This is a genomic window from Streptomyces sp. NBC_00341 (genome assembly GCF_041435055.1).
Classification (GTDB): Bacteria; Actinomycetota; Actinomycetes; order Streptomycetales; family Streptomycetaceae; genus Streptomyces.
Genome location: NZ_CP108002.1, coordinates 4,112,246 through 4,128,565, shown reverse-complemented (window position 1 = coordinate 4,128,565; position 16,320 = coordinate 4,112,246). Strand labels below are relative to the sequence as shown.

Below are 16,320 nucleotides of genomic sequence, written 5' to 3'. Positions count from 1 at the left end.
ACCGGCAGCAGAAGGGGGCCGCGTGGTGCAGAGGTGGTGCGCGGTTCCTGAACAGGTCTAGCCAATGCCAGAGGCCCAGGTCGCTGACCTGGGCCTCCGTGATGGAACGAGTGACGAGAATCGAACTCGCGCCCCGAGCTTGGGAATCACGGTGCTTGAGTGGACGAGGCGGCTCCGACCGCCCCGCTCCGAGGCCGGTGCGGCAGCCGAAAGCCCGTGGCGGTGTAGCAGTAGGCCCGGCATCATCCCCATGTGATGGTGATGCAACCCGTTCTGGAGATCTCCGCCGGCGACGACTTCACGCTCTGGCCGGTTGGCGAGCAGGAATCGTATGGCTACCTCGCGCTGAACGGGGAGCTCACTCCGGCGGAGGTAGGCAGGGCGATTAGGCAGATCGCCGACTGCAACGACTTCGAGCCGGAAGCGGAGCACGGGCCGTGCCCGACCGACCCGCTCGGCACCTTCCTGCACGGGCTGCTGTCGATAGACCAGGTACGCAAGCTCGTCGCGCGCGCCCAGCAGGATGTGCAGGACTTCCTCAGCCTTGCCGGAACCTGGGCCGAACAACACTTGCCGGCACAGGCCGCCGCCGTCACCGCCGCCCTGGCACGGGCACTGGACCTGGCGCCCGCACGATGACCAGTTTCCTGACCCACCGGGTGCACGTGCACGACGCCCGCCTCCCCCTCCACCGCCGGCACAGCGCGCTGCGGACCTGCCTCACCCTCTTCGCCCCGTACGGCTTCCGCGCGACGTACCACCACCTCACGCTCAGCGCCGCGATCCCCCGGCGGCTGGAGGCGGACCCGGACGCGCTGGTGCGGGCGGTGGAGGAGCTGCATGAGGCGCGGGTGCTGTGGCTCGCGCGGGCCGAGGAGTACGCCGCGCTACGCCGGGCGGAGAAGCGGGCCGGGCGGCGGGCTGTGGTGAACCCGCGACCGTGGTGGCTGCGGAGCTAGTGGGAGGACCCGAACCGCGCCTGGTACGAAGACCCGCTTCGCCATCCGTCGCTGCGGCTGCCCGAGTACGTCCGGCGACAGAACGCGATCCTGGACGGCGCCGATCTCCCCGGCTGCTCCGCCTGCGGGGACGGGAGGCCGCGGGTGTCGAACTCGACCGGGCACGGCTGGGTGGAGCTGTGCCCTGGGTGCGCGTGGGTGCTGGCGCCATGTCCGTGCGGGCAGCGCCACCGGTTCGTCCCGGAAACCCCGTTCAACTGGAATGGGATCTGGCGGCGGGCGCACATGAGCAATGACGGCACGCCGAACCCGCATTGGCCTGCGGGCCGGCCGGTTGGATGAGGCATGGGGGCTTGAGCGCAGTTGATGAGCTGGGTGGCGCGCTCTTCAGATCGTTGCCGACTGCGCAGGTGATTGTTGCCCGGTGTTCCTCGTAGCGAAGAGATATCGCGGATGCTGCCGAGAGGTCGCCGGCCGGTCACCACACGTCGATGGACCAGACGTCGCCCCTGTGATGTCCGTCTGGATCTGGGTCGCCCGACCCGTACGGGTCAGGGTCAGCGACGACGTGAATGCGGGCGGCGGACGCGGATACGCGGTAGCAGTCCATGTCACTCGACGTGTTGTGCCTGTCGAGTGCGATCGTGTGGCCCAGGGCAAGGATGGCGGCCTGCAGTTCCTTGAAGGGGACTCTGGGTGCGAATTCCCCGTACTGCCGCGAGAGCGGGGACGGCACGGCGTTCAGGTACTGGGCGTACAGCAGTCGTTGGATCTTCACGCCGAAGCCGAAGCACGACATCTGCCCTTGCAGCCCTGGCTGGTCCGGCGAGAAGTTGATTTCCACGAGCCCGTAGTCCCGCCGCAGCAGGCCACCACCGGGAACATCGAGGCATGTCGCCCCCAGGGCGGCCTCCCAGGCTTCCGGGTCGGCACCGAGGCCAACTCCCAGGACCTCAGAGCAAACGGCGACGTGAGCGTAGAAGTCCAAAGCGGGCACTCGCCGGCTCCCTCAACTATCCGGACAGGACACCACTTGCCTGTCTCCGCACAGGACAGACGGTCAGCGCCCAGTATTCGGCGATCGTACAGAGCGGCCAGTCATGGCAGTCGCCTGGCCGGAACCCACGCGCTTCCGACTCGACGACATCAAGAACCTCGACGACACCCACGGCCACGCCGCCGGGCCTTGGCCCGGGGCTTCGAGTGTCTTGCTGTGGAGCGGGTGACGAGAATCGAACTCGCGCTCTGAGCTTGGGAATCAGCGGTGCGTATGGCTATGGGCTCTGGGTCCCTGCCGCGGCGCGTGCTCCAGATGGGCCGGCTGATCAGAGAGGGATGATGCGAACCTGCTTGCCGCAGAGCTTGGTCATGTCGTCGCTGTCGGACGTCAGGAGGGCGACCGGCTTAGTCTGGCGCAGGGCGACTTCGGCAACCGTGGCGTCGATGGCGTACTTGTGCCCGTGCAGTCCGGCGGCTTTGAGGAGTTCCGCTGCCGCTTTCGCCGCTTGTTCGGTGACCGGTTCCACTTTGATGCGGGACAGGGCCCAGTTCAGGCGAGGCATGTTGGTGCGGGAGTGGGTGACTTCCACGATGGTGTTCGCCCCGATCACCAGGTCGGCTCCCATGTCGTGGAAGACCTGCAGCATCGCGAGGAGCTTGCGGTCCTGCGCGATCCAGGCGGAGAGCCCTTCCGAGTCCAGGACGACGGTATCGATGCGCTCGCTCACGCGGCGTCCGAGTCCTTGGAGGAGCCGGCGGAGCCGAAGATCCTCGCGCGGGCCTCGGCGAGCTCCTCGTCGCTGAAGCCTCCGTGCTCTTCCTCGTGGCGGCGGAGGTCGTCGCCCAGAAGCTGGTGCCGGATCTGGCGGGCCACGGCTTCCGCTACATAGCCGGAGACGTTGTCCGTGAGCTTGCGGAGCTCCGCCACCTGGTCGCTGGGGAGTGTGACAGTGATGCGAGTCGTCGAGGACATGCACCAAGCATACTGGAGTATGCATGCGTGGGCTCGGGTCGTCGACCGCAAGCCTTGACTGTCGCTGTCGCGTGCCCCGGGTGGAGGCGGCCGGTCTCCGGCTGTCCGAGCGCGGTGAGCCTCCGGCCGGTGTCGCTGGAGGCAAGCGAAGGGCCTCGCGGCTGGCATCGCCGACAATCTGGCCCTCGGCATCCTGTGCGTCCCCCTATCGGGAGGACGTGATTGTTGACCGCCGCCTTTTTAGCGCCGGGCTCGGGGGAAATTTCAAAGTGCACATGCGGGACTGTCGTAATCCGTGCGTGCTGCGGAACGCACTGCAGTTCATTCCCTTTTCGGGATCGTTGGGCATTGCATCAGGTGGGTAACCGGGAGATCTCTCGCCATCGCGTGACGATGGCAGCGGTCATAGGTCTTCCGACGTGCCGCCGATGGCTGGTCCACAGCCTTCAGGGAGATTGGCTGTGATCAGTTCATACGCTTCCTCCACGGTTTCAACCACCCCGATGAGAGTGTGGTCGGACTCCCGGCGCACGCGGTATCCGCCGACGGCCTGCGGAAAGGCGGTTCCGATGTCGTGTGTCCAGGGGTATTTGATGCACCGGCTCAAGTGCAGAACGCCATGGCTGACCATGGGGAAAAGCTTGCGAAGCGGCCGATGACCATAAGCGGTTCGGGGCACAATCGGGTTGATACGATCCTGGCCGTAGGCCAGAACTGTCACCCATTCTGCAGCTACGATGTCTTCTGCATTCTGTGGCGCTTCAATGTTCCTCATGAATTATTATTACCTCAAGCTTTCCGGTAATCTCGACAGGGTCGGCTATATTTTGGGAGTATCGGGCCCGGTAGTTTAATCTCCTTGTAGCCGCCATTTTCTTCGTCGCGCGTATACCACTGAATCTCCTCCCAGGGCCGACCGGGGAGCTTGTCCTAGGGATCCCTCCACGCAGCAGCTCCATCGTAGTTGTGGACTGCGTAGGCCACTTCACTCATCTCCCACGCGGTTCCGTCACCGCGGCGAGGGTAGTTGGCTTCATTCGAGGTATTGAACTGCGACCCGTGCTGGGCCGCTCTCTGGAACGCGTCCGCGATGTCTTGCGGGGTGTTCCAGTTGCCTATCTCGCCCCGGCTGTTCGGAATTCCGTCGAGGGTGATTGAAAGGGTGGTGTCGCGATCTCCGGTGGCGCCCATCACGTTCGTCATCCGCATGGGCCTATCTCGATGACGCTGACTTCGCGATGGGCGCAGCGACGAATGTGTGGAAGCCGAAGACTGCGGTGGCGGGTCTCGCGTCGCGCGATGTCGACCGCAAACAAGGCCCTGGTCTCCGACCAGGGCCTTCGTCGTAGAGCGGGTGACGAGAATCGAACTCGCGCTCTGAGCTTGGGAATCAGCGGTTCTTGAGCGGTCGTTCCTACGTTGACCTGCACGGTGGGCCGAGACGCACAGGGTCGGGGCGGCCTCGATGCACCGTACCTGACCGCTGGTGCCCGTTCTGCTGGGCACGGGATGGGGCACTAGCGGAGGCGGCGGCCAAGGGCTTCAACGGCCGATTTGGGCAGTCCTCCGGCGAGACCTCCGCGACGGCCGCGTCCGTGACAGTCTCCGGACGGGATGTAGATGTAGGGGTGGACGCCGTGAAGAGGGTTCTCGGGAGCAGATCGCGGAGCGCCGCCACGACGAATTCGAATTCGATGTCGAGTCCTGACCCAGAGACTCGGGCAACGGGGTCGAAGATCGACCGTACAGCGGATACTGGCCCTGAATGCGCCTCTGAACTCGCCACCACCCGCCCAACCCGATGACCGGCGGAACCCGCGCGCGGGCCGACCCCCGGTCTGTATGCGGCGCTGGACAAGGAGACCGTGCCTGGCGGTCTCGGGGGTTACGTCGGAGGCCGCACCCACGAAGCGAAGCTCTGCCCGGGGGCCGCATTGTCCCGCCGGTACCTGAGCACGGTCTCGCGCACGACCTCGAACCGCCCTGCGGTGGTAAGGCGGGCGATGGGCTGCCAACCCGCCCACGTCCGTCTTGAACGCGACGAGAAGCGGCGGTCCGGGCGCCGCAGCGGCCGCTCAGAGGTGACCGTCCAGGAACTTCCGTACCTCGTCGATGGTCATGGGCCCCGTGCCGTGCGCCACCGCCGCTCCCTCCTTCAGCAGGAGGCAGGACGGGGCTCCGGTGATCCCGTATCGCTCGGTTGCCGCCGGGCAACGCGTGATGTCGGTGCGGACGACCGTCAGGCGGCCCGTGTAGGCGGTGGCGATGTCGCCCACGACGCAATCCATCACCCGACAGGGCTCGATTGCCTTGGGCCATGCCCCGGTGAAGTATGCGAGGACCGGAACCTTGCTTCTCCCGAGGATGAAATTGAACTCCGCGTCCTCACGAGGTCGGTGAACCAGCTTTGTCATGGGAGCTCCTGACCTCACGTTTCGTACTCCATCCCATCATCCCTCGCGCTGTGTGCCAGGTCGGCCCCGGCCGGTCGTCCGGCTGCCGGGAGGGAGATACGGGCCGCCGCAGGACGGCGGTGGTCCCTGGGACGAGCGGCCCGGCCCTTGTCGCGACGACCGGAAAGCCGTTTTCCAGGGTCATAGCGGCTTGGCACCGGGAACGAGCACGATTTCTGGACGCTCGCGGACGCGGCGGTGGACGGGTGACGCGTCAGCGGACCCGGATACCGACCGCCAGCGTCAGTTCAAGGACCCGGTGTGGTGATGCGAGATCGGGAAACAGCTCCCGCAGTTGCGACATCCGGTAGCGAACCGTCTGGGGATGGACGAACAATGCCGCCGCGACCTCGTCCCGCCTGCCCTGGTGCAGCAGCCACGCTCGCAACGTCTCCTCCAGCCGTCGTGCGGTTGCGGCAGGCAAGGTCTGCAACGGTCCGAGGGCTCGGGCGCGCAGGTCCGCGAACGCGTCCTCGTCGGCGCTGAGCACCAGGTCGGGCAGGTGGTCCTCGGTGTCGCGAATGTCAGAGGAAAGGGAGCGTGCGCGTAGGGCTCGTGCGTACGAGGCGGACGCGTCGATCCATGGCCGGGCCGGGCCGACCACGGCGGCGCGGTCGGTCAGCTGCCGAAGGAGACGTGATCGGTCGGCATCGGGGACGAGGAGCACACCGGTGGCATCCGGCAAATCGTCGAGGACGAGGGTGCTCGGGTCGAGTGTCCGGTAGGCAGGCCGGGCCTGGGCGGCGGGCAGCAGGACGGCGGTCAGCGAAACCGGGGGCTGCCACCTGGCCCGTTGGCCGGAGGCCAGCAGCACGTCCGGGCTCGCGCCGGCGAGGAGGTCGCGGGCCAGGTGTTCCAGGTGGCGCTCGTGGGCTCTGCCCCGGGCGGCCAGTTCGTCGGCGTGGCCCGCGGCGCTCGCGGCGGAGAGCTCGTCGATGTAGGCGAAGGTCAGCTCGGCGAACTTTGCGACCTCGGCGGCGGGCAGACCTGCGGGTACGGCACCCGCTGCCAGACATCGCCAGGCGACCCGGGCGCCGACGCGGTAGGCGCTGAGCAGGGCGTCCATCGAACGGCCGTCGCGCACCTCGCCGCGGCCCAGCTCGTAGGCGGCGTCCCCGGCGTCGCCGCCCGTGGCGTTCCCGCTCGCAAGGTCCAGGTAGTGCGCCAGGGCGGTTCGGACGGCTCTGCGGATGGTGGCGCCCATGCGGCCCGACAAGGCATGGGCGTAGGGAGGAACCTCGTCGATGATCGCCTGGACGACTTCGTCGGCGGTGGTCTTCAGTGCGGCCCGAAGGGCGGTGACCGTCGCCTCATCCAGGCTCAGTTCGCTGGCCCTCCGGATCGCATAGCTCATTTTTGTTCCCTGCGAACAATTCAGTCGACCAGATTTACGTCCTGTGGTCAGGACTTTACGCCTGGAGGCGCAGCAAGCTGGAGTCATGACGAGTGGAGCCCTCCGCAGTAGGGCGTGGAAACTGCTGGAGATGGTCACGACGCCGCTGCTGCCGTCGGACTACCTCGACCTGGTCAGCCCGCTGCGTGCGGGCGCTGACCTGTGTGGGCGCATCGAGGCCGTGCACTCCGAGACCGATAACGCCGCGACTGTCGTGATCAGGCCGGGGCGGGGCTGGCGCGGCCACACAGCCGGCCAGTACGTGAGGATCGGAGTCGACGTCGACGGAGTGCGCCTGTGGCGTGCCTACTCCATCACCTCGCCGACAAACCGCCGGGACGGCCGTGTAACGATCACCGTGAAGGCGATCCCGGACGGAAAGGTCAGCAACCACCTGGTCCGCAGGGCGAAACCGGGCACGCTGATCCAGCTCGACCAGCCGACCGGTGACTTCGTCCTGCCGCAGGCCAAGCCCGCCAAGGTGCTCTACCTGACGGCCGGCAGCGGCATCACGCCCGTGATGGGCATGCTGCGCGACATCGAACTCGACGACGTCGTCATGGTCCACTGCGCGCCACAGCCTCAGGACGTGATCTTCCGCAAGGAACTGCACAGTCTGGTCGCGGACAAGAAGCTTCGGCTCACCGAGGTGCACACCGACACGGACGGCAAGCTCGACATCGCCCGTCTCCAAGAACTCGTGCCCGACTGGGCCCAGCGCGAGACCTGGGCCTGCGGGCCCGCAGGTCTGCTCGACGCCGCCGAAGAGCACTGGACCGAAGAGGGCGTCCAAGAACGCCTGCACACCGAACGGTTCCGCCCCGGCATCGTCGTCGCCGGCGACGGCGGCGTGGTCACGTTCAGCGCCACCGGCAAGACCATCGACGCGGACGGCGCCACGCCGTTGCTCGACATCGGCGAGGAGGTCGGCGTGCTCATGCCCTCCGGGTGCCGTATGGGCATCTGCTTCGGCTGCGTCACGCCGCTCAAGGCCGGCGCTGTCCGCGACCTGCGCACCGGCGAGATCACCGAGGCCGAGCCGGGCGTCCTCATCCAGACCTGCGTGTCCGCCGCGGCGGGCCCCTGCGACATCGAACGGTAGGAACACCTTGACCGCCATCGACCCCACCGCCCACCTGACCGCGGAGCAGATCGAGGAGCTGGGCCGCGAGCTGGACGCGATCCGCGACGAGGTGATCGCCGGCCGCGGTGAGAAGGACGCCGCCTACATCCGTAAGGTCATCTCGGTGCAGCGCAAGCTCGAACTGGTCAGCAGGGGTGTGCTGCTGTTCTCGATCTTCCCGCCCGCGTGGGTGCTCGGCACCGCCGGGCTGTCCGTGGCGAAGATCATGGACAACATGGAGATCGGCCACAACGTCCTGCACGGCCAGTGGGACTGGATGCGAGACCCGAAGATCCACTCCACCACCTGGGAGTGGGATCACGTCTCGCCGTCCGATCAGTGGAAGCACTCGCACAACGAGCTGCACCACACGTACACCAACGTGATCGGCAAGGACAACGACCTCGGCTACGGCATCATGCGCGTCGACGAGGACCAGAAGTGGCACCCCTTCCACCTCGGCCAGCCGCTGTGGAACTTCCTCAACGCCTGTTTCTTCGAGTACGGCATCGCAGCGTACGACCTGGAGCTCGGCAAGAACCTCACCGAGCGCCGCCGCAAGAACCCGGAGTTCCGCGCGCGGGCCAAGGCCGTGGGCCGTAAGATCCGCAAGCAGGTGCTGAAGGACTACGTGATCCACCCGTTGCTGTCGGGCCCCTCATTCCTCACCACACTCGGCGCCACGTTCACAGCGAACCTGGTCCGCAACATCTGGACCCACTCAGTGATCATGTGCGGGCACTTCCCCGAGGGCGTACAGGTCTTCGAACGCCAGTCGATCACGGGCGAGACACGCGGCCAGTGGTACCTGCGCCAGATGATGGGCTCGGCGAACATCAGCGGCAGCAAGGCCATGCACTTCATGACCGGCAACCTGTCGCACCAGATCGAGCACCACCTGTTCCCGGACCTGCCGAGCAACCGGTACGCCGAGGTCGCGGTGAAGGTGCGCGCGCTGTTCGAGAAGTACGAGCTGGAGTACATCACCGGCCCGCTGCCCAAGCAGGTGTTCTCCGCGTGGCACAAGGTCTTCCGGCTCGCGCTGCCGAACAAGCAGCCCAAGGTCGGAACGCCGGACCGTGCGCAGGACCTCGTCGCAGCCTGACTCCCCGGCCGCACCTCAAGCCCTTGATGACGTCACTGCTGCGACACGACGGCCTACTCGGCCAGTGGAGTTTCCCCGCTGCCCGGTTCCCACAGCTTGGTGAGCGCACGCCGGACAGCAGCTGAGTGGGAGCTTCTCTCCGGCTTCCACGACAAGCCACGCCAGATGAGAAGGGCGACGAGGTGGACTATGACTTCAGGAAGACCGGGTGGAGCAGCACTCTGTACGGCTGCACCGCCGGGTCGCTCCTCGATTGCTCCGCAAACGGCGCGGAGAAGTGAAGCACCGCGGTGAACGCTCTGATGACACAGTGCCTGCCGATTCGAATGATGGGTGGCCCCGATCGGCAAAGGGCCGGCCGGACGCTCTCGGCGCCGTGACGCGTGCTGAATCCGGCCTGTGAGAAGGAAGAAGTCGAATGCCGCACATGACGACGACTGTCGCGGCCCGGATCGCCTACCAGGTCCGGGGCGAGGGGACAGCACTGGTGCTGCCGGCGGGCCAGGCGAACAACCACCATTGACGGGACGGGGTACGCGACGACTTCCACGCGGCCCGTGGCTCGCAGCACCCTCACCCTCGATCTCCGCGACGCGGGGGATCGAGCACCCAACAAGCCCTACGGCACCGAGCTCTTCGCCCTGGACGTGGTCGCGGTGCTTGACTACCTCGGTATCGACGGGGCCGACGTCTACGGCACGTCCATGGGCGGACGCCTGGCCCAGCAACTCGAAGCCCGCCACCCGCACCGGGTGCGCGCCCTAAGGGCTGCACGTCACCCGGTGGACCGCACGGCATCGGACGCGACAGTGTCGTGAGTAGGTCGCTGGTACAGCACGAGGGCGGGGCGGCGCGGCAGGGCCCATTTTGAGCTGATGTACACCCCGGCCTGGCTGACCGAAGCCAGTCGGCGACATCCGGACTCCGCTCCGGGCCAACAAGAAAGCCCTGGGCGGCTGGCCCGGGGCTCTTTCGTGGAGCGGGTGACGAGAATCGAACTCGCGCTCTGAGCTTGGGAATCAACGGTGCTTACGATGTTGGAGGGGCTCTGAGCTGCGATTTCGGAACGGGCAGGTGGATGGCTCCCGGTCTCTGGGAGCCGTGTCTGACCGCTGTTGTCCGCTCTGCTGGGCACGGACGGGGCACGAGAGCTGGCAGTGCGACGCGTGCTCCGGGCGGCCGACTGGTCAGAGGGAGACGACGACGCGGACTTGGTTGCCGCAGAGCTTGGTCATGTCATCGCTGTCGGAGGTCAGCAGGGCGACGGGTTTCGGCTGGCGGAGCGCGACCTCGGCGACCGTGGCGTCAATGGCGTACTTGTGCCCGTGCAGCCCGGCGCCTTTGAGGAGCTCAGCCGCCGCTTTCGCCGCCTGCTCGGTGACGGGCTCCACCTTGACACGGGACAGGGCCCAGTTGAGGCGAGGCATATTGGTGCGGGAGTGGGTGACTTCCACGATGGTGTTGGCCCCGATCACCAGGTCGGCTCCCATGTCGTGGAAGACCTGCAGCATAGCGAGGAGCTTACGGTCTTGGGCGACCCAGGCGGACAGTCCTTCCGAGTCCAGGACGACGGTATCGATGCGCTCGCTCACGCGGCGTCCGCGTCTTTGGAGGAGCCGGCGGAGCCGAAGATCCTCGCGCGGGCCTCGGCGAGCTCCTCGTCGCTGAAGCCTCCATGCTCTTCCTCGTGGCGGCGGAGGTCGTCGCCCAGAAGCTGGTGCCTGATCTGGCGGGCTACGGCTTCCGCCACATAGCCGGAGACGTTGTCCGTGAGCTTGCGGAGCTCCGCCACCTGGTCGCTGGGGAGCGTGACGGTGATGCGAGTCGTTGAGGACATAAGTCGAGCATACCGGAGTATGCGGGATGTCGCTGTGCGGTGCTTCGGCTGCTCGCGGGGGTAAGCGTCGGTTTCTTCCGGGGTAAGCGAACGGGCTTTAATTGCTCCCTCGAAGTCACGACTCCGGCCACCTGGGGCAAGAGGAGACATGCATCGGTCCTGAGCCGACGCAGCGCGACGGCCCTTGGCGAGGGGGCAGGCGCCAACCCCCTGGCAGCTCGAATTTCAGCACTGACCTCGTGCTCACCCCACCACCGGTAACCTCTCGGCAGCGTTCAGTGTCGAGGAGGGGGTGGGTCGTGACTGAGCAAGCATTCGGGATCGACAAGATTCAGCTGGTCAAACTGCTGCGGCGAGTGGCCGAGGGCGAAGCGCAGCTACCGGAGTTCCAGCGCGGCTGGGTGTGGCCGGATCACAACATCATCGGCTTGCTCGCCTCGATTTCTCGTGGATACCCGGTCGGCACCCTCATGTTGTTGCAGACCGGTGGTGACGTCCGTTTCAAGTGTCGCCCCGTTGAGGGCGCCACTCCGCCCCCGGGCACCGAACCGGACACCCTGATTCTCGACGGCCAGCAGCGGATGACCTCGCTCTTCCAGTCGCTCATGCTCGGCAAGCCGGTCGAAACACAGAACCAGCGTAAGCAGCGGATCACCGGCTGGTTCTATGTCGACATGGTCAAGGCTCTCGACCCTCAGGCGGACCGTGAAGACGCCATCCGCCTTCTGCCGGCGGACCGGGTGGTCCGCAGCTTCCGTGGCGATCTCGTCGAGGACTACTCGACCCCGGAGAAGGAATACGCGGCCCGGCTCTTCCCACTCTCCCAGCTCTTCTCCAATCGTGATTGGAGCTACGGTTACGAGGACTACTGGAAGGATCAGGGGCAGGACGGCCGCAAATGGTGGCGGGACTTCGAGGAGGCATTCGTCCGCCCCTTCGAGCTCTACCAGGTGCCGGTAATCGAACTAGGGAAGCAGACTGAGAGGCAGGCTGTCTGCCAGGTCTTCGAAAAGGTCAACACCGGCGGGGTCACCCTCACAGTTTTCGAGCTACTCACCGCCACATATGCCGCCGAAGAGTTCGACCTGCGCGACCACTGGAACAATGTGGTCCGGGCCGCGTGGAAGGCGCCGGAGTACCGTGTCCTCAAAGAGGTTGCCAACACCGACTTCCTGCAGGCCGTCACCCTGATGGCAACGGCTGCCCGGCGCGCCGATGCCGCTATCGTCGGGATTGACGAAGAGCGTCTGCCGCGCATCGGCTGCAAGCGCAAGGACATGCTGGAACTGGGTCTGGACGAGTACCGCCGCTACGCACCACTGGTCGTCAAAGGCTTCAAGGACGCGGCCAAGTTCCTCCGCCAGCAGTACCTCTTCGACACCAAGTTCCTCCCCTACGGCACCCAGCTGATCCCTCTCGCCGCGATCCTCAGCACGCTCGGCGAACAGGCCGAACCGGCCGGTGCACAGCAGAAGCTGGCCCGTTGGTACTGGTGCGGTGTGTTCGGCGAGCTGTACGGCGGCTCGACAGAGACCAGGTTCAGCCACGACCTCCCCGAAACCGTGGGCTGGGTGCGCGGCACTGGGGCCGAACCGCGCACCATCCGCGACGCCCGGTTCAGTGAGAGCCGCCTGCTGACATTGCGCACCCGCAACAGCGCCGCCTACAAGGGGATCTACGCACTTCTGATGAAGGAAGGCGTCGTCGACTGGCGAACTGGTGAGAAGACCGAGATCACCGAGTACTTCGCGGAGGCCGTGGACATCCACCACATCTTCCCGCAGGCGTGGTGCGAGCGGGAGAACATCGCCCGGGGCACTTACAACTCAATCGTCAACAAGACCCCGCTGACCGGACGCACCAACCGCATCATCGGCGGGACAGCGCCCTCTACCTACCTCCTCAGGCTCGCGAAGAACGCCGAGGTGGACGCGGACACCGTGGCCAACCACATTCGTACCCATCTGGTTGATCCCGCGCTGCTCACCAAGGATGACTTTGCGGGCTTTTTCGAAGCACGGCAGCATGCTCTGGTCGAGGCCATCGAGACGGCCACTGGCAAGGCGGTCGTCACTGAAGACGGATATCCGGCAACCTGTGTGGTGGACGAGGGCGACGAAGACTGAAGATTCGCCGGGTGCCGTGGCGGCCCCTCTGCCCGAGTCGTATCGATTACTCGCTGATCGGGCTCCTTGGCGTCAGTCGCAGCCGACGCACGGACGGGGCCGGCCACGGACAAGAGGGCACGAGACCGGAGTCCGGTAAGCGCGTGGCCGTGCTGCCGAAGTTCCTGTGGAATGACCTTCAGCGGCACCTGAGCCGGTACGCCGAGAAGGGCCCGGACGGACTGCTGTTCGTGGGGGGTGCCTCTATGTCCTTCGTCAAGGCATCCCTTTCAGGTTTGGGGTGGTTCAGGGTTGCTGGGGTTATGCGGCGAGCTCGACGTCCTTCGGTGTCCGGGATTCGTAGAAGGTGCCGTCTCGGAGCATGGCGAAGAGGACGCTGATGCGTTGGCGGGCGAGTCGGAGGAGGGCTTGGGTGTGGGTTTTGCCGCGGGCGCGTTGCTTGTCGTAGTAGGCGCGGGAGGCGGGATCGGCGTTCATGCAGGCGAAGGCGGACAGGAACATGGCCCGTTTGAGCTGTCGGTTTCCGCCGCGGGGTGCGTGTTCGCCGTGGATCGAGGTTCCGGATTGTCGGGTGGTCGGGGCGAGGCCGGCGTAGGAGGCCAGGTGGGCGGCGGTGGGGAAGCTGGTGCCGTCGCCGACGGTGGTCAGCAGGACAGCGGCGGTCCTGACGCCAACGCCGGGCATCGAGTTCAGGACCTGGGAAAGAGGGTGGGCCTCCAGCAGGGCGTTGATCTGCGCTTCCATCGCCCGGCGCTGGGTGTGCACGGCGGTCAGGGAAGCGGCCAGGGAGGGGACGACGATGTCCAGGGTGCCGGTGCCAGGGACGACTACGGTCTGCTCGTCGAGCGCGTCGAAGACCTCGTCGATCAGTCGGGTGGCCATGCGTGGGGCCTTGGGGCGGATCAGTTCCACGAGTCTGCGGCGGCCGGCCTTGCGCAGGGCGGCCGGGGAGCCGTAACGCTCCAGGAGCCAGGTGACGGCCTGGTGGTCCAGGCGCGGTCCCAGGACGCGTTCCAGGGAGGGGTGGAACTGGGTGAGCAGGCCGCGTATCCGGTTGCTGGTTCGGGTGGCTTCGGCGGCGAGGTCCTGGTCGAAGCCGACAAGGACGGTCAGCTCGGCGGTGATTTCGTCGGTCAGTTCCAGCGAGCGCAGGGTGTGCGGCATGGTCCGCGCGGCATCGGCGATGACGGCCGCGTCCTTGGCGTCGGTCTTGGCCTCTCCGGGGTAGAGGTCGGCGATCCGGCGCATGGCCAGGCCGGGCAGGTAGGCGACGCGGCAGCCGGCGTCGCGTGCGACGGTCAGCGGCAGGGCGCCGATAGAGGCGGGCTGGTCCACGATGACCAGGACGGTGCCGAACTTCACGGTCAGTTTGTCGAAGACGGCCCGCAGTCTCGGTTCGCTGTTGGGCAGCGGCTTATCGAAGACCTTCTTGCCCGTCGGCGTCAGCCCATGGCCGTGGTGAGCGGACTTGCCGACGTCCAAAGCGAGGAACACGCCCACGTCTTCGATCTCGAACATCGTTCCCCTTCACGGGTGTCGACGGTGCCGGCCTCGGCTCGGGTGTCGTGCTCGCGCATCCACGTTATACAGACCTGCCGCCCGCGCACTGTCCGGCATTGCGCCGGACCGGACGGTGGCCGGACCTCTGATCAGCGTCTCCGACGAACACCCCCGGGCCCGATGACACCACCCCCCAGGTCATTCCTTCCAATGCCGTTGCTTTAGTAGTCGCGCCACCGGTTGTTGAGTGTGACGACGACCGGAGGGCGGCGGCTGCTGGCGGGCTCGCCTGGGGTTTGCTGCCGTAGCCAGTGACGCACGACCGGATCTTTCGCGGACAGTCACGGGATCTTCGGCGGGGCAGCAGGCTGCGGCCGATCTCGGCGAGTCCGAGGCGCCGGTCCCGCTTGATCGCCGAGGGGGAAAAGCCGCTCGGTGAGATCACTGAGCGGCGGACAACGTGCAGGGCCCGGGTGAACGAGGTCCGTTCGGCGGTGCTGCGATGCAGGTGGGCGGCCTCGTTCAACAGATCCCGGGTGGCATGGTGCACGATCAAGTGCGCGTAAATTTCCTGCCGCACGCCGCCCGGCGTCTGCGATCTGAGGACTGGCCGGCCGCGTTGGTGGGTCTTGATCTCGTCGAAGACAAGCTCGATCTCCCAGCGCCGGGCATAGAGGGCGGCAAGTTCTCCGGCGGGGAACTTCTCGTGATCGGTGAGGCTGGTGATGAGCCGGACGACGTCGGGCTGCCCGTCGACGCGGTACTCAATCACCCGGACCAGCACCGGCGGGGCCTTGACCGTCCCGGCTGCCTTGCTGTGCTTGTTCGCTTCGATCCGGGCTAGGTAGCTGCGTCGGGCAGGACGTCCTGGACCCGGCGGGCCTTGCGCCGCTCGATCCGCCAGAGCAGGTGCGTGCCCTGGTTCCTCAGCCGGTGCCAGCGGGCCAGACCCCACAGACCCCGGTCGGCCAGCAACAACGTGCCGTCTCCGACATGGGCGTCCAGAGCATCGGAGACGATGCGCTCGGAGTCCTTGAACCCGCCGATCGCGGCATCCAGTACGGCATGGGAGGAACCCTCGGCCACCGCGACCACTCTGGCCTGCGGATATCCCATGGGACTGCGCTGAGAGCCGGACTTGCCGAAGGCGTCGTTGTTGCCCGCGGAGTCAGGCACCGCCAGCAGCATCCCGTCCAGGGCCAGCACCCGAAGCCCCCGGAACAGCTCATGGTCAGTGCCGAGCGGCCGGGCCACGGGACGGAACAGTTCCCGCAGCACCGGCCAGCCGAGCCGCTGCCGGGCCCTGGTCAGCGACGACTTGTTCACCCCGGACCAGGACCGCAGCCCCTTGTCGCCGGTCTTCACCAGCCGCAGGACCTCCAGGTAGTCGGCCTGCGGAAACACGCACATTGCCAGCACGAAGTACACCGTGATCCGGGCCGACAACAGACGCCGAGGCTTCTCCGAGCACCCCGATTCATCCACCACCCGGTCCACCAACTCAGGCGGACACGACCGGGTCAGGACTCCCAACCCCAGCCGCTCCAGACGCGATATCAGCACACCACGTCAACCGCCCGGCCCCCGTAAAAGCAACGGCATTGTCATCCGTACGACAGGGGGCACACAGCCATACCGGACCCGGGGGCCAGGCGCCCCATTGCGGGGCCATGAAAAAGGTAACGGGGGGAGAGAGAAGGGCAAGCCGTTCCGCCGTTCCACCTTCGAGCGAAAGTGGCGCGCGGCTCGCTCGAAGGTGGGCCTTCCTGACGGCTTTCGCTTCTACGATCTTCGTCACGCCGGGCACACCCTGACGACTTGGTCCGTGATGACGGCCTAAGCCCGTGGCTCC

18 protein-coding genes and 1 pseudogene are annotated in these 16,320 nt (G+C 66.6%); 7 read left to right on the top strand and 12 right to left on the bottom strand.

The annotated features are described in order from the left end of the window. The first annotated feature begins 255 nt into the window (after window positions 1-255). Both OG892_RS18585 and OG892_RS18580 read left to right on the top strand, forming a co-directional pair. Window positions 256-639: a hypothetical protein gene (locus OG892_RS18585; RefSeq protein WP_371631653.1), complete on the top strand. Its 384-nt coding sequence runs from the start codon at window positions 256-258 to the stop codon at window positions 637-639. Further along, window positions 636-959, top strand: coding sequence for a hypothetical protein (locus tag OG892_RS18580; protein WP_371629731.1), 324 nt, complete (start codon window positions 636-638; stop codon window positions 957-959). The genes OG892_RS18585 and OG892_RS18580 overlap by 4 nt, the downstream gene beginning before the upstream one ends. A 478-nt stretch (window positions 960-1,437) precedes the next feature. Here the strand turns inward: OG892_RS18580 and OG892_RS18575 are convergent, their stop codons facing one another. The 7 genes from OG892_RS18575 to OG892_RS18545 form a co-directional block, all read right to left on the bottom strand. Continuing rightward, window positions 1,438-1,956 (bottom strand): hypothetical protein, encoded by a 519-nt coding sequence (locus OG892_RS18575; RefSeq protein ID WP_073733476.1) that lies wholly within the window; start codon window positions 1,954-1,956, stop codon window positions 1,438-1,440. 328 nt (window positions 1,957-2,284) lie between these two features. After that, window positions 2,285-2,686 carry a PIN domain-containing protein gene (locus tag OG892_RS18570; protein WP_328866439.1) on the bottom strand — a complete coding sequence of 134 codons (402 nt, stop codon included), beginning with the start codon at window positions 2,684-2,686 and terminating at the stop codon, window positions 2,285-2,287. Beyond that, window positions 2,683-2,931 (bottom strand): type II toxin-antitoxin system CcdA family antitoxin, encoded by a 249-nt coding sequence (locus OG892_RS18565; RefSeq protein WP_328866440.1) that lies wholly within the window; start codon window positions 2,929-2,931, stop codon window positions 2,683-2,685. Before OG892_RS18565 ends, OG892_RS18570 begins: the two co-directional genes overlap by 4 nt. Before the next feature lie 403 nt (window positions 2,932-3,334). Next, window positions 3,335-3,706 carry a DUF6193 family natural product biosynthesis protein gene (locus OG892_RS18560; protein WP_328866441.1) on the bottom strand — a complete coding sequence of 124 codons (372 nt, stop codon included), beginning with the start codon at window positions 3,704-3,706 and terminating at the stop codon, window positions 3,335-3,337. Between the two features lie 155 nt (window positions 3,707-3,861). Then, window positions 3,862-4,134 carry a hypothetical protein gene (locus OG892_RS18555; protein WP_371629730.1) on the bottom strand — a complete coding sequence of 91 codons (273 nt, stop codon included), beginning with the start codon at window positions 4,132-4,134 and terminating at the stop codon, window positions 3,862-3,864. An 872-nt stretch (window positions 4,135-5,006) separates the two neighbouring features. Then, window positions 5,007-5,345, bottom strand: a complete 339-nt coding sequence (locus OG892_RS18550) for a thioredoxin family protein (RefSeq protein ID WP_371629729.1) — start codon at window positions 5,343-5,345, stop codon at window positions 5,007-5,009. 253 nt (window positions 5,346-5,598) lie between these two features. Continuing rightward, window positions 5,599-6,738, bottom strand: a complete 1,140-nt coding sequence (locus OG892_RS18545; RefSeq protein ID WP_371629728.1) for a PucR family transcriptional regulator — start codon at window positions 6,736-6,738, stop codon at window positions 5,599-5,601. Between the two features lie 85 nt (window positions 6,739-6,823). On the opposite strand from OG892_RS18545, the gene OG892_RS18540 reads away from it, so the two are divergent. The 3 genes from OG892_RS18540 (at window position 6,824) to OG892_RS18530 (ending at window position 9,823) form a co-directional block, all read left to right on the top strand. Beyond that, complete coding sequence (locus OG892_RS18540) at window positions 6,824-7,879, top strand: ferredoxin reductase (protein ID WP_371629727.1); 1,056 nt, start codon at window positions 6,824-6,826, stop codon at window positions 7,877-7,879. A 7-nt stretch (window positions 7,880-7,886) separates the two neighbouring features. After that, the gene (locus tag OG892_RS18535; protein WP_073733481.1) at window positions 7,887-9,005 is read left to right on the top strand and encodes an acyl-CoA desaturase; all 1,119 of its coding nucleotides are present in this window, start codon (window positions 7,887-7,889) and stop codon (window positions 9,003-9,005) included. Between the two features lie 557 nt (window positions 9,006-9,562). After that, window positions 9,563-9,823: an alpha/beta fold hydrolase gene (locus OG892_RS18530; protein ID WP_371629726.1), complete on the top strand. Its 261-nt coding sequence runs from the start codon at window positions 9,563-9,565 to the stop codon at window positions 9,821-9,823. A gap of 369 nt (window positions 9,824-10,192) precedes the next feature. On the opposite strand, the gene OG892_RS18525 is transcribed toward OG892_RS18530, so the two are convergent. Together OG892_RS18525 and OG892_RS18520 are read right to left on the bottom strand one after the other, a co-directional pair. Further along, entirely contained in the window at window positions 10,193-10,597 is a 405-nt protein-coding gene (locus OG892_RS18525) for a DNA-binding protein (RefSeq protein ID WP_371629725.1), read from the bottom strand. After that, a complete protein-coding gene (locus OG892_RS18520; protein ID WP_073787485.1) occupies window positions 10,594-10,842 on the bottom strand; it encodes a type II toxin-antitoxin system CcdA family antitoxin in 249 nt (82 codons plus the stop codon). The genes OG892_RS18525 and OG892_RS18520 overlap by 4 nt, the downstream gene beginning before the upstream one ends. 299 nt (window positions 10,843-11,141) lie before the next feature. Between OG892_RS18520 and OG892_RS18515 the strand changes: the two genes are divergently transcribed. Continuing rightward, window positions 11,142-12,968: a DUF262 domain-containing protein gene (locus tag OG892_RS18515; protein ID WP_371629724.1), complete on the top strand. Its 1,827-nt coding sequence runs from the start codon at window positions 11,142-11,144 to the stop codon at window positions 12,966-12,968. A gap of 300 nt (window positions 12,969-13,268) precedes the next feature. Here OG892_RS18515 and OG892_RS18510 read toward each other — a convergent pair whose 3' ends face one another. From OG892_RS18510 to OG892_RS18500, 3 genes are all read right to left on the bottom strand, one after another. Continuing rightward, window positions 13,269-14,486 carry an IS110 family transposase gene (locus tag OG892_RS18510; RefSeq protein WP_371629723.1) on the bottom strand — a complete coding sequence of 406 codons (1,218 nt, stop codon included), beginning with the start codon at window positions 14,484-14,486 and terminating at the stop codon, window positions 13,269-13,271. Window positions 14,487-14,550: 64 nt separating this feature from the next. Continuing rightward, the gene (locus OG892_RS18505; RefSeq protein WP_371629722.1) at window positions 14,551-15,252 is read right to left on the bottom strand and encodes a transposase; all 702 of its coding nucleotides are present in this window, start codon (window positions 15,250-15,252) and stop codon (window positions 14,551-14,553) included. A gap of 56 nt (window positions 15,253-15,308) precedes the next feature. Beyond that, complete coding sequence (locus OG892_RS18500; RefSeq protein WP_371629721.1) at window positions 15,309-15,953, bottom strand: transposase domain-containing protein; 645 nt, start codon at window positions 15,951-15,953, stop codon at window positions 15,309-15,311. Between the two features lie 208 nt (window positions 15,954-16,161). Here OG892_RS18500 and OG892_RS18495 point away from each other — a divergent pair. After that, a pseudogene (locus tag OG892_RS18495) lies at window positions 16,162-16,302 on the top strand (site-specific integrase); the annotation flags it as partial. Between the last annotated feature and the right edge of the window lie 18 nt (window positions 16,303-16,320).

Excerpts from the sequence above, each read along its gene's own strand:
- OG892_RS18520 (WP_073787485.1), bottom strand. The coding sequence starts at position 10,842 with ATGTCCTCAACGACTCGCATCACCGTCACGCTCCCCAGCGACCAGGTG.
- OG892_RS18545 (WP_371629728.1), bottom strand. The coding sequence starts at position 6,738 with ATGAGCTATGCGATCCGGAGGGCCAGCGAACTGAGCCTGGATGAGGCG.
- OG892_RS18565 (WP_328866440.1), bottom strand. The coding sequence starts at position 2,931 with ATGTCCTCGACGACTCGCATCACTGTCACACTCCCCAGCGACCAGGTG.
- OG892_RS18560 (WP_328866441.1), bottom strand. The coding sequence starts at position 3,706 with ATGAGGAACATTGAAGCGCCACAGAATGCAGAAGACATCGTAGCTGCA.
- OG892_RS18580 (WP_371629731.1), top strand. The coding sequence starts at position 636 with ATGACCAGTTTCCTGACCCACCGGGTGCACGTGCACGACGCCCGCCTC.
- OG892_RS18540 (WP_371629727.1), top strand. The coding sequence starts at position 6,824 with ATGACGAGTGGAGCCCTCCGCAGTAGGGCGTGGAAACTGCTGGAGATG.
- OG892_RS18555 (WP_371629730.1), bottom strand. The coding sequence starts at position 4,134 with ATGACGAACGTGATGGGCGCCACCGGAGATCGCGACACCACCCTTTCA.
- OG892_RS18550 (WP_371629729.1), bottom strand. The coding sequence starts at position 5,345 with ATGACAAAGCTGGTTCACCGACCTCGTGAGGACGCGGAGTTCAATTTC.
- OG892_RS18510 (WP_371629723.1), bottom strand. The coding sequence starts at position 14,486 with ATGTTCGAGATCGAAGACGTGGGCGTGTTCCTCGCTTTGGACGTCGGC.
- OG892_RS18585 (WP_371631653.1), top strand. The coding sequence starts at position 256 with ATGGTGATGCAACCCGTTCTGGAGATCTCCGCCGGCGACGACTTCACG.